Origin of the sequence: Pseudomonas sp. 2848, assembly GCF_003253945.1 — a bacterium.
In the GTDB taxonomy this organism is placed as follows: Bacteria; Pseudomonadota; Gammaproteobacteria; order Pseudomonadales; family Pseudomonadaceae; genus Aquipseudomonas.
Genome location: NZ_QKZD01000007.1, coordinates 80951 through 104175 on the forward strand (window position 1 = coordinate 80951; position 23225 = coordinate 104175).

General features: G+C 64.2%; 20 protein-coding genes. 5 read left to right on the forward strand and 15 right to left on the reverse strand.

Translation table 11 applies throughout. The features are described 5' to 3' along the window. Positions 1 to 91: 91 nt before the first annotated feature. From DFS21_RS15245 to DFS21_RS15255, 3 genes are all read right to left on the reverse strand, one after another. Positions 92 to 1369 (reverse strand): OmpP1/FadL family transporter, encoded by a 1278-nt coding sequence (locus DFS21_RS15245; RefSeq protein ID WP_102683646.1) that lies wholly within the window; start codon positions 1367 to 1369, stop codon positions 92 to 94. A 144-nt stretch (positions 1370 to 1513) separates the two neighbouring features. Then, positions 1514 to 1996 carry a hypothetical protein gene (locus DFS21_RS15250; RefSeq protein ID WP_110701119.1) on the reverse strand — a complete coding sequence of 161 codons (483 nt, stop codon included), beginning with the start codon at positions 1994 to 1996 and terminating at the stop codon, positions 1514 to 1516. 244 nt (positions 1997 to 2240) lie between these two features. Continuing rightward, on the reverse strand, positions 2241 to 2465 hold the full coding sequence (locus DFS21_RS15255) for a hypothetical protein (protein WP_102683648.1): 225 nt from the start codon (positions 2463 to 2465) through the stop codon (positions 2241 to 2243). Between the two features lie 938 nt (positions 2466 to 3403). On the opposite strand from DFS21_RS15255, the gene DFS21_RS15260 reads away from it, so the two are divergent. Next, complete coding sequence (locus DFS21_RS15260; RefSeq protein ID WP_111532670.1) at positions 3404 to 3823, forward strand: tetratricopeptide repeat protein; 420 nt, start codon at positions 3404 to 3406, stop codon at positions 3821 to 3823. A gap of 210 nt (positions 3824 to 4033) precedes the next feature. Further along, positions 4034 to 5392, forward strand: a complete 1359-nt coding sequence (gene rmuC, locus DFS21_RS15265; RefSeq protein WP_178082031.1) for a DNA recombination protein RmuC — start codon at positions 4034 to 4036, stop codon at positions 5390 to 5392. On the opposite strand, the gene DFS21_RS15270 is transcribed toward rmuC, so the two are convergent. Together DFS21_RS15270 and DFS21_RS15275 are read right to left on the reverse strand one after the other, a co-directional pair. Continuing rightward, positions 5364 to 8840 (reverse strand): PAS domain-containing hybrid sensor histidine kinase/response regulator, encoded by a 3477-nt coding sequence (locus DFS21_RS15270; RefSeq protein ID WP_111532597.1) that lies wholly within the window; start codon positions 8838 to 8840, stop codon positions 5364 to 5366. The two genes, rmuC and DFS21_RS15270, sit on opposite strands and share 29 nt — an antisense overlap. A gap of 131 nt (positions 8841 to 8971) precedes the next feature. After that, on the reverse strand, positions 8972 to 10162 hold the full coding sequence (locus tag DFS21_RS15275; RefSeq protein ID WP_110701113.1) for an MFS transporter: 1191 nt from the start codon (positions 10160 to 10162) through the stop codon (positions 8972 to 8974). A 159-nt stretch (positions 10163 to 10321) separates the two neighbouring features. Between DFS21_RS15275 and DFS21_RS15280 the strand changes: the two genes are divergently transcribed. Further along, entirely contained in the window at positions 10322 to 11461 is a 1140-nt protein-coding gene (locus DFS21_RS15280) for a TDT family transporter (protein WP_111532598.1), read from the forward strand. Positions 11462 to 11467: 6 nt separating this feature from the next. Here DFS21_RS15280 and DFS21_RS15285 read toward each other — a convergent pair whose 3' ends face one another. Together DFS21_RS15285 and DFS21_RS15290 are read right to left on the reverse strand one after the other, a co-directional pair. After that, the gene (locus DFS21_RS15285; protein ID WP_102683652.1) at positions 11468 to 12037 is read right to left on the reverse strand and encodes a LemA family protein; all 570 of its coding nucleotides are present in this window, start codon (positions 12035 to 12037) and stop codon (positions 11468 to 11470) included. 1 nt (position 12038) lies between these two features. After that, the gene (locus DFS21_RS15290; RefSeq protein WP_146230428.1) at positions 12039 to 13154 is read right to left on the reverse strand and encodes a hypothetical protein; all 1116 of its coding nucleotides are present in this window, start codon (positions 13152 to 13154) and stop codon (positions 12039 to 12041) included. Between the two features lie 272 nt (positions 13155 to 13426). Here DFS21_RS15290 and DFS21_RS15295 point away from each other — a divergent pair, with 272 nt between their 5' ends. After that, a complete protein-coding gene (locus DFS21_RS15295; RefSeq protein ID WP_102683654.1) occupies positions 13427 to 15301 on the forward strand; it encodes an MFS transporter in 1875 nt (624 codons plus the stop codon). A gap of 16 nt (positions 15302 to 15317) precedes the next feature. Here DFS21_RS15295 and sugE read toward each other — a convergent pair whose 3' ends face one another. The 8 genes from sugE to DFS21_RS15335 all read right to left on the reverse strand — a co-directional run bounded on the left by sugE (position 15318) and on the right by DFS21_RS15335 (position 22160). After that, positions 15318 to 15635 carry a quaternary ammonium compound efflux SMR transporter SugE gene (gene sugE, locus DFS21_RS15300; RefSeq protein WP_023631604.1) on the reverse strand — a complete coding sequence of 106 codons (318 nt, stop codon included), beginning with the start codon at positions 15633 to 15635 and terminating at the stop codon, positions 15318 to 15320. Between the two features lie 237 nt (positions 15636 to 15872). Continuing rightward, positions 15873 to 16838 carry a bile acid:sodium symporter family protein gene (locus DFS21_RS15305; RefSeq protein ID WP_110701105.1) on the reverse strand — a complete coding sequence of 322 codons (966 nt, stop codon included), beginning with the start codon at positions 16836 to 16838 and terminating at the stop codon, positions 15873 to 15875. Positions 16839 to 16879: 41 nt separating this feature from the next. Continuing rightward, the gene (locus DFS21_RS15310; protein ID WP_110701103.1) at positions 16880 to 17533 is read right to left on the reverse strand and encodes an HAD family phosphatase; all 654 of its coding nucleotides are present in this window, start codon (positions 17531 to 17533) and stop codon (positions 16880 to 16882) included. A 13-nt stretch (positions 17534 to 17546) separates the two neighbouring features. After that, positions 17547 to 18536, reverse strand: a complete 990-nt coding sequence (locus DFS21_RS15315) for an ABC transporter ATP-binding protein (protein ID WP_111532599.1) — start codon at positions 18534 to 18536, stop codon at positions 17547 to 17549. Between the two features lies 1 nt (position 18537). Beyond that, positions 18538 to 19332 carry an ABC transporter permease gene (locus tag DFS21_RS15320; protein WP_110701099.1) on the reverse strand — a complete coding sequence of 265 codons (795 nt, stop codon included), beginning with the start codon at positions 19330 to 19332 and terminating at the stop codon, positions 18538 to 18540. Then, positions 19322 to 20161, reverse strand: coding sequence for an ABC transporter permease subunit (locus tag DFS21_RS15325; protein WP_111532600.1), 840 nt, complete (start codon positions 20159 to 20161; stop codon positions 19322 to 19324). Before DFS21_RS15325 ends, DFS21_RS15320 begins: the two co-directional genes overlap by 11 nt. Continuing rightward, entirely contained in the window at positions 20158 to 20964 is an 807-nt protein-coding gene (locus DFS21_RS15330) for an alkaline phosphatase family protein (protein ID WP_046854568.1), read from the reverse strand. Before DFS21_RS15330 ends, DFS21_RS15325 begins: the two co-directional genes overlap by 4 nt. A gap of 137 nt (positions 20965 to 21101) precedes the next feature. Further along, positions 21102 to 22160, reverse strand: coding sequence for an ABC transporter substrate-binding protein (locus DFS21_RS15335; RefSeq protein WP_110701097.1), 1059 nt, complete (start codon positions 22158 to 22160; stop codon positions 21102 to 21104). A 336-nt stretch (positions 22161 to 22496) separates the two neighbouring features. Between DFS21_RS15335 and DFS21_RS15340 the strand changes: the two genes are divergently transcribed. Further along, positions 22497 to 23210 carry a UTRA domain-containing protein gene (locus tag DFS21_RS15340; protein ID WP_111532601.1) on the forward strand — a complete coding sequence of 238 codons (714 nt, stop codon included), beginning with the start codon at positions 22497 to 22499 and terminating at the stop codon, positions 23208 to 23210. The last annotated feature ends 15 nt before the right edge of the window (positions 23211 to 23225 follow it).

A 23225-nucleotide genomic window follows, 5' to 3' on the forward strand; every position in this document is an offset into this window, starting at 1 on the left:
AAGTTCATGCACATGAATTTGGTCGAACAATGGCCCGCGCAGGCATGAAAGAACCGCCACAAGGGCGGTTTTTTCATGCAGCGGGTGACACTCAGAAGCGGTAGGTCAGGGAAGCACCAATACCGTGGGCGCTGTTTTCGTACTTGGCCTGGTAGCTGCCTTTGAGGCCGGCCTCGGTCAGGCTGTGCGGCTGGTTGTTGACCTTGGTGTCCTCTTCCCACAGGTAGGAGTAGGCCACGTCGATGGTCATGTCGTCGGACGGGCTCCAACCGGCACCGATGCTGAAGATCTTGCGATCGCCAGTGGGGATGCGCGGCGAACGGTTGGTGTTGTTGGTCGGCGACTGGTCAACCGAGAAACCGGTACGCAGGACCCATTCCTTGTTGACCTTGTACGAGGCACCAATGGCGTGAGCCCAGGTGTCGTGCCAGTTCTGCTCTTCGGTAATGGTCGCGAACTGCCCGGCAGGGCCTGCCGGTACTTCGTTGTTGACCGTGATGTTCTCCAGGCGGCTCCAACGGGTCCAGGTGCTGCCTGCGTACAGGGTCCACTGGTCGTCTAGCTCGTGGGTGACCGAGAAGTCCACCGACTCGGGGGTCTTGATCTTCAGGGTTGCATCGAACTTGTTGCCGTCCAGGCCCAGCAGCGGGTAGCTGACCTTGGTCTTGCCTTCGAGCTTGTAGTCGACCATCGAGTGGTAGGTCAGGCCGACGCGGGTGCGGTCGGTGGCCTGCACCAGGATACCGATGTTGTAGCCAACCGCGGTGTCGTCGCCCTTGATCTTAACTTCGCCATCGGCCGGACGCAGCGGCGAGATACTGGCCAGGTTGGAGCCCAGTTCACCCTCGATGCGGTTGATGGTCGGGCCGAAACCGATCGAGACCTTGTCGTTGAACGCATAGCTCACGGTCGGCTGGAAGGTCACGACCTGAACATGGCTTTTCTTGCCCCAGTAGCGCGCGGCATCGTCGCTGCCGTAGTCGGTGACCAGGCCGAATGGCACGTAGACGCCGAAACCGACGCTCCAATGGTCATCGATGGACTTGACGTAGTAACCCATCGGCACGCCGACCAAAGGCACCATGTCGCCGTCCATTTCCCCCCCTTTGTTGCTGCCGCGTCCGGAAATATCGGACTTGGCGATGACCGCGGCACCGCCAACGGTCATTTGATCGCGCTTCAGGCGGGACATGCCCGCCGGGTTGCCATACACGGTGCTGGCATCTTCGGCAGAAGAAGAACGACCCGCAAAACCTGTCCCCATGCCGCTGATGCTCTGTTCGTTCAGGGCAAAGCCGCTGGCGAGCAATTGGCTGGAAGCGAGGGCAACGGCAACGCCGAGAGAGGTTTTGAGCATAACTTTTTTCATTATTAGAAACTCCTTGGGATCTCCGGGGCGAAACGCTACCAACAAATGCCGCGCTGCGCTATAGGCTAGAACGCAGGAGATAGAGCGGTTTTGTAGGACAATCCGACCAAAATTCCGTTTATTCCGGTTGTAGGACGTGGCTGTTCAGGAGGCTTGGGTCAGCATCGGCTCAATGCACTGATGCCAGGCGTGGGTGAAATCCCGCAGGCGCCCCTGGGGGTGGAAGGTCTGCCGCCAGATCCGCGCCAGGCCAAGTAGATCGTCGGCGGCCGGCAGCGGCGTGGCCTGCTCTTCTATCAGCATCCAGGCGATGGCGGTGGCATAGCGCAGGTTGACGGTGAGTTCGAGGTGCGGGCCACCGAGAAAGGCATGCTGGCTGGCCAGGCCACGGACCAGGCTGGCGAGTTCGGGGTCGCGTGCGAGGTATTCGTCCCATAAACAACGGTGACGATTCTCACCGATCCGGTAAAGCCCATGGCCGCGTCGGTCATGCAGGGCAGCCCCCAGCCCCGACTGGCTTGCAGCAACGCCCAGTAACAAAGCTTCGGCGCTGTCGCAGTGGCGGCCCAGGTAGATCAGGGTCGGTCGGATCACGTATCGACTCAACTCGTTCGCAGCGATGCCCATGATGGCCTCTTACGAAAAGGGCCGACGGGCGCTGGAGCTTGGCAGCTGGTGAGTGGTCAGGCCCGCCGGAAGCGGCAGGTGCCGCTCGAGTTGAAGTGTAGTGTGATAACTGTGGTGTAAAGGGCTGTTTTTAAATCGATTGCAGCCAGAAGGCGCGGAGCATATGCCCGCTGGCGATTAAGCCAATTACCTTCAGGCTGGCGCGTGCAGCGTGTATTCATGACGTGAATTACCCGTCATTCATTCATGCCGTCAACGACTGGCGCGCACGCTCGATCACGGCCTGCAGCGGCTCGGCCCGGTTGTATTGTTCCGGATAGAGGCGCTCGCTGTGGCAGGCGACACCGTATTGGTCGACCAGGGTGAAGCTGAAGCTGCCCTTGCGTGGGGCAACGATAAGGCACTTGAGTGGAGCGAAGGCCTGGGAAAGGGTGCCAAAGGCAGCCTGGATTTGTTGATGGTTACTCATATTGTTGGATGTTCCTGCGTAAGACACGGTGTTTGATCCGTGCACAATAGAAACGTTCCAGTGACGTCTTTATTAAGGAGACGCAGAACCTGACTGGAACAGGGCAGCCAGAGGGGCGCATGCAATAAGTGGCGCTGGGCTGACTGGTAGGTACGACAGAAGGCAGGCAGCACACCGACACCAGGGTTCTGGGCGTCGGGGAAGATCCTGATCAATCTGAAAACGTGATTCGTGCTGGGCAGGATTTGCCGAGTGAATCATCGAATGGGCCGGTCCCGATGGGGCAGCGCCTGCTCGTCTTGAGCGTCGGGCTGTAGGGACTAAGTGGCCAGAATGACTTCAGCTGGGTACTAACAGGGCGCAACCCTACGCGAACATTCAAGGGTTGGCAAGTTTTTTATTTCTTGCGGGGAGCCGATCATTATGTCGCCTATTGCACCTGCTGTGAAGAGGGGGAAATGCCCCGGTAATCGCCTGGATGTGCCGTTTTCGGGCGCAGTCGTGCCGTTTGTTGGTGCACTTGTACACACTCGCCCAGAGACTTGTAACGCTCTAGCAACATCCTGTGGAAGGCTCGCCAATGACTTGACTAAGGGCTTAAGTCAATGAAAAAAAACACTAATTTTTGCTGGTGAAAAAATCGACAGTTTGACTGAAAGCCCCATTTCACAGGGGTTTGCGGGCTGCCTTCAGGGGTTGTCCACCGACTTATCCACAGGTTCTGTGGATTGTCCCGGGCGCTTGCTCTAGGACGGGCGTACCAGCTGTTTTGTCGATTGTCCGACAATTGGTGGCGCGGTCTGGCACGGGCATTTTCACCGTGAAAACGTCAAGAAAAAATCATCGAAAAAAATGTCGATCAGCCGAAAGTCGCCCGGGCCGGTTTGCGAAAAATCGAGTAGAGTGGCGCGCCTCTCGAGTCACCCTTGCTGTTGGTCATGAAGCTTCGCGGTAAACACTTCGCCAGTCCTGATGCCTCTCCATCGCTGCCGTCCCCCAAGCGCTTTTCCCTGAAAGTGGCCCTGTGGCTACTCGACAGCCCGCACCTGGGCGAGAAGCCCAGTGTCAAGCACCTGGCCGGGCGCATGCTCAAGCAACCGGCGCGCCAGGGCGTGGTGGTGGCGCAAAGCCGCCTGGGGCAGATGCTCTGCCGGGACTGCGGCAATTCCCGGGACCGGCGTATCGGTCATGAGCTGTTGCGTCAGGCGGCCCGGGCCGGCGACCGTCGGGCACAGCTGGAACTTGGCCGGTTGTGCCAGGCCCAGGAACCTGGGCAGGCCCGTTACTGGTTGGAGCTGGCAGCGGGGCAGGGTTCGCAGGAGGCGCGGCGGCTGTTGCGTCAGTGGTTCCCCGCCTGAAGAGGCGTGGGCTTGCCCACGACAGGGCTGCACAGGCAACCGCGTCAGCAGCCTGATAAGCTGCGCAGCATCAATCAGTGTTCGATCGGGGTAGGCATGACAGTGGATCTGACCAGCATTCTGCTGGGCTTGGTGGCAGGTGCCGTGCCTTGCCTGGGCTGGGTCATGCAGGTACAGCGCGGCCAGGGTGCGCGCAAGGCCGAGCAGGCGCTGCTTGCAGAGCGTCTTACCGCCGCGCAGCTGGCTCAGGCCGGTCTGCAGGCGCAGCTGGAGGCCAGCCGTGACGAGATCAGCGACCTCAGCGAGGCCAACACTGTCAAGCAGACCCAGCTGGCGGCCCAGAGCCGTGAGCTGGAGCTGCTGCAGATCGACCGCGACAACGGCCGCGATGCCGCCCACGCCTGGCACCTCGAGCGCGCCAACCGTGAGGCCGAGCTGCGCCGCCTGGAGGCGCAGGCCGCTCGCCTGGAGGCCGAGTTGCGCGAGCAGCAGGAAAGCCACCAGCAACGCCTGGAGGACTTGCAGGAAGCCCGTGACACCCTGCGCGCCCAGTTCGCCGACCTGGCCACCAAGATCTTCGACGAGCGCGAACAACGCTTCGCCCAGACCAGCCAGCAGCACCTGGGCCAATTGCTCGACCCGCTCAAGGAGCGCATCCAGGCCTTCGAGAAGCGTGTCGAGGAAAGCTACCAGCAGGAAGCCCGTGAGCGGTTCTCGCTGGGCAAGGAGCTCGAGCGCCTGCAACAGCTCAACCTGCGCCTGTCCGACGAAGCCACCAACCTCACCCAGGCACTCAAGGGCCAGAAGACCCAGGGCAACTGGGGCGAACTGATCCTGGAGCGGGTGCTGGAGCACGCCGGCCTGGAGAAGGGGCGCGAGTACCAGACCCAGGTCAGCCTCAAGAGCGCCGATGGCGAGCGGTTCCAGCCTGACGTGCTGATCATGCTGCCGGGCGACAAGCAGGTGGTGGTCGATGCCAAGGTCAGCCTCACCGCCTACCAGCAGTTCGTCGGCAACAACGACGAGGCCGCGCTCAAGCAGCATGTGCAATCGCTGCGCAATCACGTCAAGGGTTTGTCGAGCAAGGACTACAACCGCCTGGAGGGCCTGCACAGCCTCGACTTCGTGCTGTTGTTCGTGCCCATCGAGGCGGCCTTCTCGGCGGCGCTGCAGGCCGAGCCCAACCTGTTCCAGGAGGCCTTCGACCGGCAGATCGTGATTGTCAGCCCGACCACCTTGCTGGCCACCCTGCGGGTGATCGACAGCCTGTGGAAACAGGAACGCCAGGGGCAGAACGCCCGCGAGATCGCCGAGCGCGCCGGCTGGCTGTACGACAAGTTCGTGCTGTTCATCCAGGACCTGGACGAGCTCGGCGCCCGCCTGGCCCAGGTCGACAAGGCCTATGCCGCGGCACGCAACAAGCTGTGCGAGGGGCGCGGCAACCTGGTCAGCCGCAGCGAGCAGATCAAGCTGCTCGGCGCACGGGCCAGCAAGAGCCTGCCGGCCGAGCTGGTCGAGCGCGCCCTGACCGACGAGGCGCTTACTGAACCAGGCTCAGATGTCGATTGAGCAGGGCGCGCAGGGCTGCCGGCTTGACCGGCTTGGCCAGGTAGTCCAGGCCCGCGGCATGGACCAGGGCGATGGTCTCGTTGCGCCCGTCGGCGCTGATCACCACGCCGGGCACCGGCTCGCCCAGACGCGCCCGTAGCCAACCCATCAGCCCGGTGCCGGTCTCGCCGTCATCCAGGTGGTAGTCCACCAGCGCCAGGTGTGGGCGCAGGCCTTTGGCCAGCAACGCCTCGCATTCGGCCTGGTTGCGCGCGGTCCACACCTGGCAGCCCCAGCGGCTGAGCAGGCTGTTCATGCCGATGAGGATGCTGTCCTCGTTGTCCACGCACAGCACCTGCAGACCGGCCAGCGGCTGGCCGGCCTGTTCCACGGGGGCGGGCGTCGCAGGCGCGGGGCTTCGGGCGATGGGCACGTTGACGCGGAACACGCTGCCCTTGCCCGGCCAGGAACGCACCTCCAGCGGGTGCGCGAGTACCCGGCACAGGCCGTCGGCGATCGCCAGGCCCAGGCCCAGGCCTTTTTCGGCGCGGGTCTGGTGGCTGTCCAGGCGTTTGAACTCCTGGAAGATCACCGCCAGCTTGTCGTCGGCGATGCCAGGGCCGCGGTCCCATACTTCCAGCCACAGGCTTTCACCTTTGCGTCGGGCGCCGAGCAGGATCGGGCCTTTGCCGTAGCGCAGGGCGTTGGTGAGGAAGTTCTGCAGCACCCGGCGCAGCAGCTTCATGTCGCTGTCGACCCGCAGGCGGCTGCCGCGCAGGCGGAACGCCAGGCCTTTTTCGGCGGCCAGTACCTTGAACTCGGTGCCGAGGGTATCGAACAGCTCGTTGAGGGCGAAGGGCTTGATGTCGGGGGTGACCTTGCCGTTCTCCAGGCGCGAGATGTCGAGCAGGTCGCTGATCAGCTCTTCGGTCGAGCGCAGCGAACTGTCCATGTGCCGCACCAGTTGCCGGGCTTCGTCGTTCATGCCCTCGGCTTGTTGCGACAGGGCGGCGGAGAACAGCCGGGCGGCGTTGAGCGGTTGCATCAGGTCGTGGCTGACGGCGGCAAGGAAGCGAGTCTTGGACTGGCTGACCGCCTCGGCGCGGCTCTTGGCCTCGGTCAACGCCTGGTTCAGCTGCGACAGTTCGTGGGTACGCTCGGCGACCCGCTGCTCCAGCCCCTCGTTGGAATCGCGCAGGGCCTGCTCGGCTTCGCGGAACGGGGTGATGTCGGTGAAACTCATGACGAAGCCGCCGCCAGGCATCGGGTTGCCGATCAGTTCGATCACCCGGCCATTGGGGAACAGCCGTTCGGAAGAGTGGGCGCGGCCCTGGCGCATCCAGTGCAGGCGCCGCGCCACATGCACCTGGGCCTCGCCCGGGCCGCACAGGCCGCGTTCGGCGTTGTAGCGGATGATGTCGGCGATCGGCCGGCCGACGCTGATCAGCCCGTCGGGGTAGTTGAACAGTTCGAGGTAGCGGCGGTTCCAGGCCACCAGGTGCAGGTTCTGGTCGACCACGCTGATGCCCTGGTTGATGTTCTCGATAGCCCCCTGCAGCAGCGCACGGTTGAACTGCAGCACTTCGCTGGCTTCGTCGGCGATGCGCACCACGTCCTCGAGCTGCATGTCGCGGCCTTCGATGGCGGCCTTGACCACCGCCCGGGTCGAAGAGGTGCCGAGCACGCCCGCCAGCAGCCGTTCGGTGTGTTCAATCCAGTCGCCGTCGGCGTTCTGGTTGGGGTTGAAGCCCTTGCCCTGGCGGTAGGCGAAGCGGATGAAGCTCTGCCGGGCACGTTCCTCGCCGACAAAACGTGCGGCGAGCTTGAGCAGGTCGTCGATCTGTACCGCCAGCAAAGGTTTGCTGGAGGGGCGGGCGCTGGTCTGCTGGCCGATGAAGCGCCCGGCCTGCCAGTGCTCGGAAACCCGCGTGCGCGACAAGATCGAGACCCAGGCGAACAGGGTGAAGTTGCCCGCCAGCGACAGCACCACGCCCTGGGTCAGCGGGGTGATTGGCAAGTTGAGCGGGTTGCCGTGCAGCCAGGCCAGGCCCGGGAACAGTTGCAGCGACCAGCCCAGGCTGTGGGCGGCGATCGGCAACACCAAGGTGTAGAACCACAGGAAGATGCCGGTGGCCAGGCCCGCGAACACGCCGCGGCGGTTGGCCTGCTTCCAGTACAGCGCGCCGAGCATCGCCGGGGTCAGCTGGGTGACTGCGGCGAAGGCGATCTGGCCGATGGTCGCCAGGCTCGCGGTGGAGCCAAGCAGGCGGTAGCTGACGTAGGCCAGCAGCAGGATCACCACGATGGTCACCCGGCGCACCGAGAGCATCCAGTGGCGGAACACCTCGAACGGCCGCTCGGCGTTGTTGCGGCGCAGCAGCCAGGGCAACAGCATGTCGTTGGAGACCATGGTCGACAGCGCCACGGCCTCGACGATGACCATGCCGGTGGCCGCCGAGGCGCCGCCGATGAACGCCAGCAGGGCCAGGCTTGGGTGGGCCTCGGCCAGCGGCAGGCTGATCACGAAGGAGTCGGAGATCACCGTGCCCGGCAGCAGCATCTGCCCAGCCAGGGCGATGGGCACCACGAACAGCGCGGCCAGGGCCAGGTACAGCGGGAACACCCAGCGCGCCAGGCGCATGTCCTGGGGCTCGATGTTCTCCACCACGGTGACGTGGAACTGCCGGGGCAGGCAGATGATCGCCATCATCGCCACGGCGGTCTGCACCACCATCGACGGCCAGTTAATGGTTTCTTCCCAGTAGTCGTTCAGGTGCACGGACTGCCGCGCCTGGGTGAACAGGTCGTCGAAGCCGTCGTACAGGTTGAACACCACGAAGGCGCCCACGGCAAGGAAGGCCAGCAGCTTGACCAGTGATTCGAAGGCGATCGCCAGGACCATGCCGCGGTGGTGCTCGGTGACGTCCAGGCTGCGGGTGCCAAAGACGATGGCGAACAGCGCCAGCACCAGCGACACCACCAGCGCGGTGTCCTGCACCCGGCTGCCAGTGGCGTCGGCATTGGCGCCGATCAGCAAATTCACCCCCAGCACGATGCCCTTGAGCTGCAGGGCGATGTACGGCAGCACGCCGACCAGGCAGATCAGCGCCACCACCACCGCGAGGCTCTGCGACTTGCCGTAGCGGGCAGCGATGAAGTCGGCGATCGAGGTGATGTTCTGCTGTTTGCTGATCAGCACCATCTTCTGCAGCACCCAGGGCGCGAAGATGAGCAGCAGCACCGGGCCCAGGTAGATGGGCAGGAACGCCCAGAGCTGTTCGGCGGCCTGGCCGACCGCGCCGAAGAAGGTCCAGCTGGTGCAGTACACCGCCAGCGACAGGCTGTATACCCAGGCGCGCAGGCGCGGCGGCAACGGCGTGCTGCGGCGGTCGCCGTAGAAGGCGATGGCGAACATGATGGCCATATAGGCCAGGGCAACCACGGCGATCAGCCCGCTGGACAACGACATGCAAACTCCGGAGCAAAAAAGAAAACGCGGTCCCGATCAATCAGTCTGGCACGCAGGGCGCGGTTCGTCAGCGCCGACGATGGTCGCAGTGGCAGGACGTCGCAGGCCCCGTGATGGGCGGGTATTGCCAACTAAGCCTGCCGTGCCATGCGTGTCCCCAGCCAGTAGAACAGCGCCGCCAGCATCACCGACCCGATCAACAGATAGAACACCGTCACCGGCACCACATGCCCCAGCGCCAGGCCCACCAGTATCGGGCCGAGCCCCGCGCCCAGGTTGGAGAGGTTCTGCGCGCCATAGTAAACCCCGCGTAGGTGCTCCGGCGCGATCAGGTCGATGAACATGAATTCGGCCGGAATCACGATGATCTCGCCCAGGGTGAACACCAGCATGGCCAGACACCAGACCAGCGCCGAAGCGGCCACGGAGAATCCCAGCAACCCGGCAACGAACATGGCCATGCCAGCCATCAGCCAAGGCATCAGGCGCTGACGGGTGATGCGTCGGCCAATCAGGTACTGCAGGCCGATCACTGCGAGGGCGTTGGTGGTGACCAGGTAGCTGGCCAGGCGCGCCACCTCGGCGGGATCGTGCTGAGTCACCACCAAGTACTGCGACAGGTAGGCGGTGAACTGGCCGAACACCACAGCACTGAGCACGCCGCCGAGGGTGAAGCAGACCAGCCGCCGGTCGCGCAGCATGCCCAGGCCGACCTGGGCGAAGCTCGCCGCCTGCCCGGCCTCGCGCAGGCCCAGCAAGCTGCGTTCGCCCAGGCGGTAGTAAGCCAGGCTCAGGCCGAGGCCGATCAAGGCCGACACCACGAACGGCAGGTGGTCGTCCGCCTCTATCAGCATCACCCCCAGCATCGGCCCTGCGGCCCAGGCGATGTTGTTGAACGTGTACTTGATGGCGAACACTTCGCCGCGTCGGTTCTCTGGCAGCAGGGCGCAGAACCCGGCCTTGGCGGCAATGTCGACCACCGTCTGGGCCAGGTAGGCCACCACCAGGAAACAGAAGAACGGCGCAGCCGAGGTACTGGCCACGATGCCGACGAAGGCCAGGGCGAACACCAGGGTGCAGGCGACGATCAGCGTATGGCTGCGCAGGGTGTCGACCAGGTGTCCGCCGTAGAGGCTGAGCAGGGATGCCAGGAGCATCGCGCCGCCGACCAGCAGGCCGGTCTGGCCGACCGACAGGCCCAGGTGCGTTGACAGGTACACCACCAGATAGGGCAGGGTGATGGCCCGGGCCATGGTCAAGGTGAAGGTGGTGAACAACAGCAGGCGAACTGCGGCGGGATAGCCTTTCAGGGCGCGGAGCATTGACTGATCCTTGTCATTGTCAGCGGTCAAGCATATGCCAGGTGCCGGACTGGCTGCTATATCTTTAAAATCGATAACAGATAGAGAAATTACCCGTTATATAGATATTCTATGCAGGCATAAGATATCTCTACCTTACACAAGGGCAGGAGACACCTTATGCCATGCACCCAGACCCGCGCGCCTTCCTGGCGCCCGTTCAGCCAGTTGGCCCATCCCCGTGAAGTGATTCGCCAGTTCACCCCCAACTGGTTCGCCGCGACCATGGGCACCGGCGTGCTGGCCCTGGCCTTTCATCAGGTCCAGGTGCCGGGATTGGACAGCGTGGCCGAGGGACTGTGGTGGCTGACCATCGGCCTGTTTACCCTGTTCTCTGTCCTGTACGGCGCCCGCTGGGTGATGTTCTTCGATGAGGCACGGCGGATTTTCGCGCATTCCACCGTGTCGATGTTCTTCGGCACCATCCCCATGGGCCTGGCCACCCTCCTCAACGGCGCCCTGGTGTTCGGCTTGGCGCGCTGGGGTGAGGCCGTGGTGCCGTGGGTTGAAATGCTTTGGTGGCTGGACGTGGGCCTGGCGCTGCTATGCGGTGTGGCCATTCCCTACCTGATGTTCACCCGCCAGGAACACAGCATCGACCAGATGACCGCGGTGTGGCTGCTGCCGGTGGTGGCAGCGGAGGTCGCCGCCGCCAGTGGCGGGTTGCTGGCGCCGCACCTGGTGGATGCGCACCGGCAGTTCCTGGTGGTGATCACCAGCTATGTGATGTGGGCGGTATCGCTGCCGGTGGCATTCAGCATCCTCACCATCCTCATGCTGCGCATGGCCCTGCATAAGCTGCCGCCAGCCAATATGGCCGCGTCCAGCTGGCTGGCGCTGGGCCCGATCGGCACCGGCGCGCTGGGCATGCTGGTGCTCGGTGGCGATGCCCCCGCAGTGTTCGCCGCCAATGGCTTGGGCAACCTGGGCGAGGTGGCCCGGGGACTGGGGCTGGTGGCCGGGATCGTGCTGTGGGGTGCCGGGTTGTGGTGGTTGCTGACGGCGGTGCTGATCACCCTGCGCTACATGCGCCAGGGCATGCCGTTCAACCTGGGTTGGTGGGGGTTCACCTTCCCCTTGGGCGTGTACTGCCAGGCCACGTTGAAGCTGGCGGCCTGGCTGGGCCTGGGCTTCTTCACGGTGTTCGGCCAGGTGCTGGTGGTGGCGCTGGCGCTGCTGTGGCTGCTGGTGGCCAGCCGGACCCTGCGCGGGGCGTGGCGCGGCGAGCTGTTCGTGTCACCGTGCATTGCCCAGCGCTGATCGGCCTTACAGGTTGGGTGTGTAGTCGAAGGCGCTGGCGGCTTGGATATCGGTGAACGGGGTGACGGCCGCATGCTTGTTCATCACGCTGTTGACCAGAGAGCCTGGGAACATCTGGATGCCGTTGTTGAAGCGTTCCACTTCGCCGTTGAAAATCACGATGGCCGCGCCGACGTTCTGTTGCTGCTCGGCGATTTCGCGCATGAGGTTGTTCATCAGCTCCGAGGCCTTGAGGTCGGGGTAGGCCTCGAAGGCCACGCGCAGCCCGCCGAGCAGCGAACGGGTTGCGTCCTCGGCCTTGGCCAGGGTCTTGCCGTCCGCCTCGACAGGCAGCTCGGCAATGGCGCTGCGCAGGCGGGTGATTCCGGCCAGCACGCCTTGTTCATGGTCGCGGTACAGGCCGGCCTGCTCTTGCAGCGCATCGAGCACCTTGGTCTTCTGCCGCTCATAGGTCAGCACATCGGCCCAGGCGCGTTTGACCCGGTTATGGTTGCCGACGATGCCGTTGTGCAGGCTGATGACGATCAGCGGTACGCCGATCAGCACGGCGAGCAGGATAAGGGCGAAAAGGTCCATGTCAGTGCTCCGTCTGTAGCTGTGCCGGGGTAGGCACGGTGAAATTGTCGTCGTGCTGCTCGGCCAGGGTGTGCACGGCGTCGAGCAGAGCGCTGAGCTGTGGCAGGTGCACGCCGTGGTCGATCAGCAAGCGGAAATCGCTCGCGCGGGACAGCTCGCAAGTCAGCTTGAAAGCGAGCGGGTTGTCGTTGCAGCTCAGGCACAGTTGCCCGTGCTGCGAGAACTCCAGGTTGGGCGTATCAAGCTGGCGATGCAGGTCGATCAGGTGCAGCACCGTCACCGGCTTGGCGAAGCGGGCGCAGGCCATGGCCGAGCTGCCAGTGAGGCTGAAGGCGCGGTCGAAGTCGCTTGAGGCGGTCTTGAAGTGGTGCTCCATGTCGACCATGGATGAGCGGCCGCCGCTGCCGCCACCCAGGGCGATTCCCTGCACCCAAGGGAAGTCGATCACCAGGCTGTAGCGATCGTATTCCTGGTAGGAGGTCACGGTTTTCGAGGTCGTGCCGCCCTTGCCATCGGACTCGGTTTCCTGGTGGGTCTGTTTGTCCACGTAATGCAGGTGGTACCAGCGGTAGTTGAAGCTGTGCAGCCGACCCTGATAGTGGCCCTGCACGGCGCGGCGCAGGAAACGCTTGTGGTTGCCGCGCACATAGTCGCGAAACTCGATTTGCAGGCCCTTGAGCAACTGGCTGTCGGTCACCGGGATTTCCTGCAGGCCGGCGGTGATCAGGCTGGAGCGCTCGGCCAGGTCGTAGGCAAGCTTGGGGATGAGCTTCCTGCGCTGATAAAGGACGATCAGGCTGAACGCAGCGCCACCGAGCAGGCCGAGCGTGAGGTTGGACGCAAGCTGCGGCACGCTCTGGCCCAGCAGCTTGGCCAGCGGCGCCAGCAGCGGCTCGTACGCCTGCAAGTAGCCTGCGATGCTGGCAATGGCCAGTGGTCCACAGAGCAGGGCCATCAACCAGGGCACCCGGTTGTCGAACTGCATGTTGCCGTAAAAGGCGGCCATGGCGTCCACGGCGGCCAGCAGTTCCTGCTTGGTCGTCGCCGTGCGTGCGGTGTGGCTGGCCGCCCGCACTGTGCGTTTGAGCCGGGCGTTGTGGGTATTCAATTGAATCAATGGCTGGCCTTCATCCCTGTCCAGTTCGACCCCAAGTGGCGCACCTTTGCGCGTTGGTGAGGGGCGGCAGTCTGCCAGCTTCGCGGTTGCCGTTCCATCGTGTCGAGCGACAGGCGCTGAACTGACAGCCGCTGCTTCTGCCACAGGCGTGGCGCAGCCGAAACTTATGGAAGGAGCAACGGGCTTGCCTTCATCGTCCATTCCCGGGCAGATTTGTGGCTTTATGCGCTGAACGTGCCTCCAATGACAAAGCCCAACCAGGTACACGGACGATGAGTCACCCCTCGCAATTCACCCTGCTCGGCAAGCGGCGCTTCCTGCCGTTCTTCATCACCCAGTCGCTGGGTGCCTTCAACGACAACCTGTTCAAGCAGTCACTGATCCTGGCGATCCTCTACAAGCTGAGCCTGGAGGGCGACCGCTCGATCTGGGTCAACCTCTGCGCCTTGCTGTTCATCCTGCCGTTCTTCCTGTTCTCTGCACTGGCCGGGCAGTTCGGCGAGAAGTTTGCCAAGGACCGCCTGATCCGCGCGATCAAGCTGGCCGAGATCGTCATCATGGCCATTGGCGCGACTGGTTTCGTCACGCACCACCTCGAGCTGATGCTGGTGGCGCTGTTCGCCATGGGCACCCACTCGGCGCTGTTCGGCCCGGTGAAGTACTCGATCCTGCCTCAGGCCCTGCGCGAAGAGGAACTGGTGGGTGGCAACGGCCTGGTGGAGATGGGCACCTTCCTGGCGATCCTGGCTGGTACCATCGGTGCCGGCGTGCTGATGTCTTCCAGCCAGTACGCAACGTTGGCCGCTGCGGGCGTGGTGGGCACCGCGGTGCTGGGCTACCTGGCCAGCCGCTGGATCCCGCGGGCGGCGGCCGCCGCGCCGCAGATGAAGCTGGACTGGAACATCTTCAAGCAGTCATGGCTGACTCTGCGCCTGGGCCTGGGCCAGACCCCGGCGGTATCGCGCTCGATCGTTGGCAACTCGTGGTTCTGGTTCGTCGGCGCGATCTATCTCACGCAGATCCCGGCCTACGCCAAGGACTGGCTGCACGGCGACGAGACCGTGGTCACCCTGGTGCTGACCCTGTTCTCGGTAGGCATCGCCGTCGGTTCGCTGCTGTGCGAGCGCCTCAGCGGGCGCAAGGTGGAAATCGGCCTGGTGCCGTTCGGCTCGTTCGGCCTGACCCTGTTCGGTCTGCTCTGGTGGTGGCATTCGGGGGACGTCCCGGTCGGAGCCGCGCCCCATGACTGGCTGACCTTGCTGGGCATGAGCCAGGCCTGGTGGATCATGCTGTCGATCGTCGGCCTGGGCATCTTCGGCGGCTTCTACATCGTGCCGCTGTATGCGCTGATCCAGGCGCGCACCCCGGAAGGCGAGCGGGCCCGGGTGATCGCCGCCAACAACATCCTCAACGCGCTGTTCATGGTGGTGTCGGCGATCATCACCATCGTCCTGCTGAGCCTGGCCAAGCTGAGCATCCCGCAGCTGTTCCTGGTGGTGTCGCTGCTCAACATTGCGGTCAATGCCTACATCTTCCGCATCGTGCCCGAATTCACCATGCGCTTCCTGATCTGGCTGCTCAGCCACTCGATGTACCGGGTCGAGCACCGCGAGCTGCAGCGCATTCCCGACGAAGGCGCGGCGCTGCTGGTGTGCAACCACGTGTCGTTCGTCGATGCGCTGCTGATCGGCGGCGCCATCCGCCGGCCGATCCGGTTTGTCATGTACTACAAGATCTACAACCTGCCGGTGCTCAACTTCGTGTTCCGCACCGCCGGTGCCATCCCCATCGCCGGGCGTGGCGAGGACGAGGCCACCTACGAGCGTGCCTTTGCCCGTATCGCCCAGTACCTGGCCGACGGCGAGCTGGTGTGCATCTTCCCCGAAGGCAAGCTGAGTTCGGATGGTGAGATCGATGTGTTCAAGGGTGGAGTGAACCGCATCCTGCAGGAAACGCCAGTGCCGGTGATCCCGTTGGCGTTGCAGGGGTTGTGGGGTAGCTTCTTCAGCCGTGACCCGAACAAGGGCTTCTTCAAGCGCCTGTGGTCGCGGGTGACCCTGGTGGCCGGCGCCGCCATCCCAGTGGAGGCGGCGCAGCCTGAAGTGCTGCGCGAGCAGGTGAGCCTGCTGCGCGGCGACATGCGCTAAGGGAAAAGGAGGGAGGTCAGCTGGCGCTGACCTTCAGGCCGACCAGGCCGGTGATGATCAGGGCGACACTGGCCAGGCGGATCAGCGCCATGGATTCACCGAACAGGATGATCCCGGCGATCACCGTGCCGACCGCGCCGACGCCGGTCCAGATGGCATAGGCGGTGCCCAGCGGCAGCTCCTTCATGGCAAGGCCCAGCAGGCCGAGGCTGATGACCATGGCGCCGACCGTCAGAACGGTGGGCAGGGGGCGGGTGAAGCCGTCGGTGTACTTGAGGCCGACAGCCCAGCCAACTTCGAACAGGCCGGCGAAGAACAGGATGATCCAGGACATGGTGATTCTCCATCGTTATCAAAGATGGGGCCGTCCCCGGTATGTTCACGCACAGCGTCGTGAGGCCGTCCTCACAGTGCGCACTATAGTGCCCATTTGCCGAGGCTGGGGCAAGTTTCAAGGATCGGTGGTTGCCTCATCGCCGGCAAGCAGGCTCCCACAGGGTTAGCGCATGGCTGGCTTCATGCGGTCGGTGTGGGAGCCGGCTTGCCGGCGATGAGTCCGGGGCAGGTAACATCAATTTCTGGCAGATACGATGTTCTCTACCTCGGGCGCAGGCTCCTCCATTCGCCTGAACCACGTCGACAGCAAAGCCCCGGAGATGTTGTGCCATACGCTGAACAGCGCACTGGGCACCGCCGCCAGGGGTGAGAAGTGCGCCGACGCCAGGGCCGCGCCCAACCCGGAATTCTGCATGCCCACCTCCAGCGCCAGTGCCTTGCGCTGGGCCAGCGGCAGCTTGCACAGCTTGCCGGTCAGGTAGCCCAGCAGGAAGCCGAAGCTGTTGTGCAGCACTACCACCGCCATGATCAGCAGCCCCGATTCGGCGATCTTCGCCTGGCTGACCGCCACCACCGCGCAGACGATCATCACGATGCTTACCACCGACACCAGCGGCAGCACCTGCACCGCCAGCTGCACGCGGGCGCCGAGCAGGCGCTGGGCGAGCACGCCGAGCACGATCGGCAGCATCACCAACTGCAGGATCGACCAGAACATGTCCATGAACGAGACCGGCAGCCACGCCGAGGCGAGGAACCAGATCAGCGCCGGGGTAAGCAGCGGGGCGAGCAGGGTGGTCACCGCGGCGATCGCCACTGCCAGTGCCAGGTCGCCCCTGGACAGCCACACCATGACGTTCGACGCCGTGCCGCTCGGGCAGCAGCCGACCAGGATCACGCCCACGGCAATTTCCGGCGGCAGCTGGAACAGCTGGCACAACAGCCAGGCCACCCCGGGCATGATCACGAAATGCGCCACTACCCCCAACGCCACCCGCCATGGCTGGCGGGCGACGGCGGCGAAGTCGTCGAGCTTGAGGGTCAGGCCCATGCCGAACATCACCAGGCCCAGCAGCGGCACGATGGCGACCTTGAGGGCGATGAACCACTGCGGCTGAAGGAAGGCCAGGCAAGCGAACACCAGCACCCACAGGGCGAAGGTGTTGCCGACGAAGCGGCTGAGGGCGGCGAGGGCACGCATGGGCAATCCTTGTTGTTCTGTTCAGGTGCCCCCGATCATACTCAAGACCAGCTCAGAATGGGCCAGCCGTTGGTTTGCGCGTGCTCGCGCAGCACCGGGTCCGGGTTCACCACGTAGGGGTGATCTACCTTCAGCAGCAGCGGCAGGTCGTTGCGCGAGTCGGAATAGAAGCTCGCGCCCTCGAGGTTTTCCTGTTCCTGGTCGAGCCACTCCAGCAGTCGGGTGATCTTGCCCTCGCGGTAGGTGAGCACGCCATGGGTCTTGCCGGTGAACACGCCATTGACCGCTTCCAGTTCGATGGCGAGGTATTCGTCCACGCCCAGGCGCGCGGCGATTGGGCCGACGAGGTGGGTGCCGCTGGCCGAAATGATCAGAATCCGGTCGCCACGCTGGCGGTGCTCGGCGATGCAGCGGCAGGCGTCGCCGTAGATGATCGGCTCGATCACATCCTCTACCCAGGGCTCGACCAGGTGCTCCACTTCTTCCAGTGTGCGCCCGGCAATCGGCTCCAGGCTGAAGGCCATGTAGTCCTCCATCTGCAGGTGGCCTTTGCCGTAGGCTTCCATCAGTTCATGGTCGCGCTTGAGGAAACTCTTGCCATCGACCCAGCCCAGCCGGGCCATCTGCTCGCTCCACAACGACGCGCAGTCGCCGTGGATGAGGGTTTCGTCCAGATCGAAAATTGCCAGTGCCATGCGTTGAATCTCCTTAGGCCACTTCCCGTAGCGCCGTGGGGTCGATCGACAAGGATACCCGTTGCCCGTCCGCATGCAGATCGCTGGCGCAACGATTGAGTACGTCCACCACCAGTTCAACGCCGCGCACATGGACGCGGTAGCGGATCACGTTGCCCAGCAGGCTGTGGCTGCGGATCTCGCCATCCAGCTCGCCGTTCAGGCTCAGGGTGATCGACTCTGGGCGGATCGCCAGGCGCGCGGCCACCGGGCGTTGCAGCAGGCGGCTGGCGCTGTCGGCGTCGAGCAGGTTGTAGTTGCCGATAAAGCCGGCGGCGAACAGGTCCACGGGCGCGGTGTAGAGGGTTTCGGCATCGCCGCTCTGGACGATGCGTCCCTGGTTCATCAGGACGATGCGGTCCGACATGGTCAGGGCTTCTTCCTGGTCGTGGGTGACGAAGATGGTGGTAAGCCCCAGCTCGCGCTGGATGGCGCGGATCTGTTCGCGCAAGTGCTTGCGGATACGCGCGTCCAGCGCCGACAGTGGCTCGTCGAGCAGCAGCAGGCGCGGGCGGGTGACCAGCGAGCGGGCCAGGGCCACGCGCTGGCACTGGCCGCCGGACAGCTGGTGCGGGTAGCGCGTGGCGAAGCTGCCGAGCTCGACCAGGTCGAGTACCTCGCGTACCCGTGCCTGGCTTTCGTCGGCCTTGACCTTCTGCATGCGCAAGCCAAAGGCGATGTTCTGTTCCACGGTCATGTTGGGAAACAGCGCGTAGCTCTGGAACACCATGCCGATGCCGCGCTTCTGCGGGCTCAACGGCACGATGTCCTGGCCGTCGAGCAGGATCCGCCCGCTATCCACCGGGGTCAGCCCGGCGATGCAGCGCAGCAGGGTGGACTTGCCGCAGCCGGAGGGGCCGAGCAGGGTGACGAACTCGCCGCGTTCGATCTGGCAGTCGATGTTTTCGAACACCGGGCTGCCGGCGTAGCTCTTTTGCAGTTTCTGTACGCTGACGAAGCTCATGTCAGGTCTTGTCCTTGTTCAGGCGGTTGGCGACCCAGGTCAGCACCAGCACGAAGGCGAAGTAGGAGATTACCAGGGCGCTGTTGAAGTGGCCGCTGCTGTTGCGCATGTTGTTCAGGTACACCTGCAGGGTCTCGTAGCGGGTGCCTACCAGCAGGTTGGCGAACACGAACTCGCCGAACAGGAACGAGAACGACAGCAGCAGCGCCACCATCAGGCCTTTGCGCAGGTTCGGCAGTACCACCAGGAGCGCCGCCTGCCAGGTGCTGGCGCCGAGCAGTTGGGCGGCGTCCATCAGGTCGCGCAGGTTGATGGCCTGCAGGTTGTTGGTGATGGCTCGATACATGAACGGCAGGGCGATGGTGAAGTAGCAGCCGATCAGGATCCACGGCGTGCCGACCATGGCCATCGGTCCGCTGCCGTAGAGTTGCAGCAAGCCCACCGCAGACACCACGGGCGGCACCGCGAACGGCAGCAGGATCAGCACGTTCATCAAGGCGTCGAGCTTGGGGAAGTGGTAGTGCACCACGAACAATAGCGGCAGGATCAGCACTACCGACAGCACCAGCGCGCCCACGCACACCAGCAGCGACTGGCCGAAGGCTGCGAGAAAGCGCGGTTCGCTCCACAGGGCCACATACCACTTGAAGGTCAGCCCGCTGGGCAGCAGGGTGGCCGACCAGCTGGTGGCCAGCGAATAAAGCAGGGTGCCGGCAAGTGGCAGCAGCAGGATGAGGAACAGCAGGTAGACCACCACGCGGTGGTAGAGCCCGCCGGCCTTGTTTTCAGCGCGCATGGTAGCTCCTCTTGAGCAGCCATTGATGGGCCACCGTGACCACTGTCATCAGCCCCACCAGCACCATCGCCAGGGCGCTGGCCAGGTTCGGGTCGAGGCTGATGTCGCCGGCCACAAGGCCGGCGATGCGGATCGGCAGCACGTTGAAGTTGCCGGTGGTCAGGGCGTAGACGGTGGCATAGGCGCCCAGGGCGTTGGCCAGCAGGATGACGAAGGTGCCGAGCAGCGCCGGGGTAAGCACGGGCAGGCCGATGTGCCGCCAGAACTGCCAGTGGCTGGCGCCCAGCAGCGCGGCGGACTCACGCCAGTCTTCGCGCAGGGCGTCGAAGGCGGGGTAGAGCAGCAACACGCCCAAGGGGATCTGGAAGTAGGTGTAGACCAGGATCAGGCCGGTCTTGGAGTAGATGCTGAAGTCGCCGAGCAGCCCCATCTGCTTGAGCAGCAGGGTGAGCGCGCCATTGAAACCGAGCAGGATGATGAAGGCGAACGCCAGGGGCACGCCGGCGAAGTTGCTGGTCATGTTGGCAAAGGCGCTGACGAAGTCGCGCAGTTTCGAGTCGACCTGGCGCAGCGAATAGGCGCCCAACGTGGCGATGAAGATGCCGAACAGGCTCGACCAGAAGCTGATCTCCAGGCTGCGTTGCAATGCCTGCAGGTAGAACTTCGAGGCGAAGATCTTGCTGAAGTTGGCCAGGCCCCAGCCACTCTCGCTTTGCAGGCTGTTGATGGCGACCCAGGCCAGCGGCGCGATCTGGAAAATGATGAAGAACACGGCGAACGGCAGCAGGCAGAGCAGGGCCAGGTAGCGGCCGCGATGGCTTGCATTCACTTGAGCAGCTCCCGGCAGACCGGTTTGTCGTGGGCGGCGCCGAGCAGTTCGCAGATCGTGCCGCACAGCTCGGTCTGCAGCGGCTTGGCCGCAGGGTCGAGGCTGAAGGCTTCGCCGAACACGAACAGCGGCACTTCACGCTCCTCGGCGAGCAGGCCGTTGTGCGAGCGGTCGTTGTTCATGCCGTGGTCGGCGGTGACCAGCACCTGGTAGCCCTCCTCAAGCCAGCGCGGCAGGTAGTCGGCCAGCAGGATGTCGGCGCTGCGCGCGGCGTTACGGTACTGGCTGCTGTCCAGGCCGTGGCGGTGGCCGGCGTCGTCGATGTTCATCGGGTGTACCAGAAGGAAATTCGGCGCATGGCGGCGGCGCAGGTATTCGGCGTCGGCCAGCAGGTGCGAATCGGGGTAGTGGTCGGCGTAGTAGAACAGGCCGTGCTGGATCGGCAGCTTGGGGGCATGGGTGTGGCGGTCGCGCAGCGGGTCGAACGGCGAGCGGTTGTACAGCTCGCTCATCCAGTGGTAGGCCGCCGCCGCGGTGCCCAGGCCGGCCTCGCGGGCGTAGTGGAACACGCTGCGCTGGTTGGACAGGCGGTTGATGTTGTTATGCACGATGCCGCTGTCGATCGGTGGCACACCGGTGAGAATGCATTCGTACAGCGGTCGCGACAGCGACGGCAGCTCGCACTCCACCCGGTACAGCGCGGCGCGGTCGGCCTCGACATAGGCGTGCAGGTGGCCCATGGCGTGGTGGGCGACCTGGTGGTTGAGGCCGTCGAGCAGGACCAGGATGACGTTGTGTTGCATGGTGGCTCCGCAGGGGTATCAGTCGGTAGCGCGTCGCCCTCATCGCTGGCAAGCCAGCTCCCACAGGTCTTGCGCTGACCCTGTGGGAGCTGGCTTGCCGGCGACAGGGCCGGTTCAGGCAGAAGGGAATCTGCCCCTTATTCCATCTCGATGATCACCTGCTCCTGCCACTTCTGTGGCAGGGCCTTGGAGGTCGCTTCCCAGGCCGCAGCATCTTTGATTGGCTGGACGGCCTTGTACTGCTCGTTGGGCAGCAGCTTGGCCTGTACGTCCGCCGGCAGCTTCAGGTGTTCGGCACGGATCGGCCGGGCGTGGCCGATGGCCAGGTTGGTCTGGCCGGCATCGCTGAAGATGTATTCACGGGTCAGCTTGGCTGCGTTAGGGTGCTTGGCGTACTTGTTGATGATGGTGGTGTAGCCGGAGATGACCGAGCCATCGGAGGGGATCAGCACCTCGAAGCGATTCGGGTCGATCTGTTCGCGGTAGCTCAGGCCGTTGAAGTCCCACACCACGCCCACTTCCACCTCGCCTTTCTCCAGGGTCTGGATGGTCGGGTTGGCCAGCGACAGACGCTTCTGCTGGGCCAGTTTGGTGAACAGTTGCAGACCTGGCTCGATGTTGCTTTCGCTGCCCTTGTAGGCGATGGCGGCGGCAAGCACGCCGTTGGCGGCCTGGGCGGCGGTGCCGACGTCACCGATGGCGACCTTGTACTTGCCCTTTTCCAGGTCGTGCCAGGTGCTTGGGCGGTCCTCTTCCTTCACCAGATCCTTGTTGATAATGAAGGCGATGGTGCCGGTGTAGGCCAGCGCCCAGTGGCCGTCCTGGTCCTTGGCCCACGCCGGGACCTGGTCCCAGGTGCTTGGCTTGTAGGGCTGGGTCACGCCCTTGGTGACCGCGATCGGGCCGAAGGCCGCGCCGACGTCGCCGATATCGGCGCTGGCGTTGTCCTTCTCGGCATCGAACTTGGCGACTTCCTGGGCCGAGCTCATGTCGGTGTCGCTGTGCTTGAGGCCGTACTTTTTCGCCAGGTCTTCCCAGGTGCCTTTCCAGTTGGCCCAGGCATCGGGCATGCCCACGCTGTTGACCGTGCCTTCCTTGCGGGCGGCGTCTTCAAGGGCCTTGAGGTCCTGGGCCATGGCCGAGGTGCAAAAAGCGATGGCCGAACCGAGCAGTGACGCCATGAACAACTTTTTCATCCGAAGCTCCTTTGGTGGGTGCCTTGCATTCGTTGTTATGAACGGAAGCGGTGCTTGCGACCCCTTGGTCTAGGTCAGCAAACCTTGCGCCAAGGTAGGCCTGTTGCGTGACAGTTTGATGTAAGGGGCGGGGGCGGGTGGCAGGCCCAAGGCCCTGGAACTACAGCGTAGACCAGATCGAAAGCCTTGATTCGCGTGGGCTGGCGCGGATCTGGCATATCTGGCAAGTGCCCTGCGGCGCCTGTGTCACAGGATGTTCATCAGCCGTGCCTAGGCTTGCACTACGCTCCAACTGCCCCGTTTCGGGGCTGGACTAGTCCAGATAGGTAACCTTTGATGCAAGCGACGCCACCGCGCGCGGTAACAGCCATCTGCCACGCGCTGCAGGAGCAGATCGAACACGGCTTGCTGGCGCCCGGCGGCAAGCTGCCGGCCGAGCGCAGGCTCAGCGAGGTGTTCGACACCACGCGTATCACGCTGCGCGAGGCCCTGGTGCAGCTCGAGGCCATGGGCCTGATCTACCGCGAACAGCGGCGCGGCTGGTTCGTCGCGCCCGAGCGTCTGACCTACGACCTGATCGAGCGCAGCCACTTCCATGCGATGGTGCGAGACCAGGGGCGCGAGCCGCGTACGCAGCTGCTGTCGGCGCGGCTGCAGCCGGCTTCGGCGGCGATCTGCGCGCGCCTGCGGCTGCCGGCGCTGTCCAGCGTGGTGCGGATCTGCCGGTTGCGGCGTATCGACGGGCGGGCGGTGCTGTATGCCGAGCACTATCTCAACCCGCGCTACTTCCCAGGAATCCTTGAGCTGGACCTGGCCCGGTCACTGACCGAGATCTATGCGCGGGAGTACGCGATTCACTATGGGCAGGTGTGCTTCGAGATCCTGCCGACGGCGTTGCCGGTGGAGGCGGCGGCTGCCTTGAAGGTGTCGGCTGGCAGCCCCGGGCTGCATATCACCCGGGTCAACAGCGACCAGCATGGGCACCTGATCGACTGTGACCTGGAGTACTGGCGGCACGATGCGATCCGCATTCGCGCCGAGGCTGGGTAACAAAGCATCGCGGGG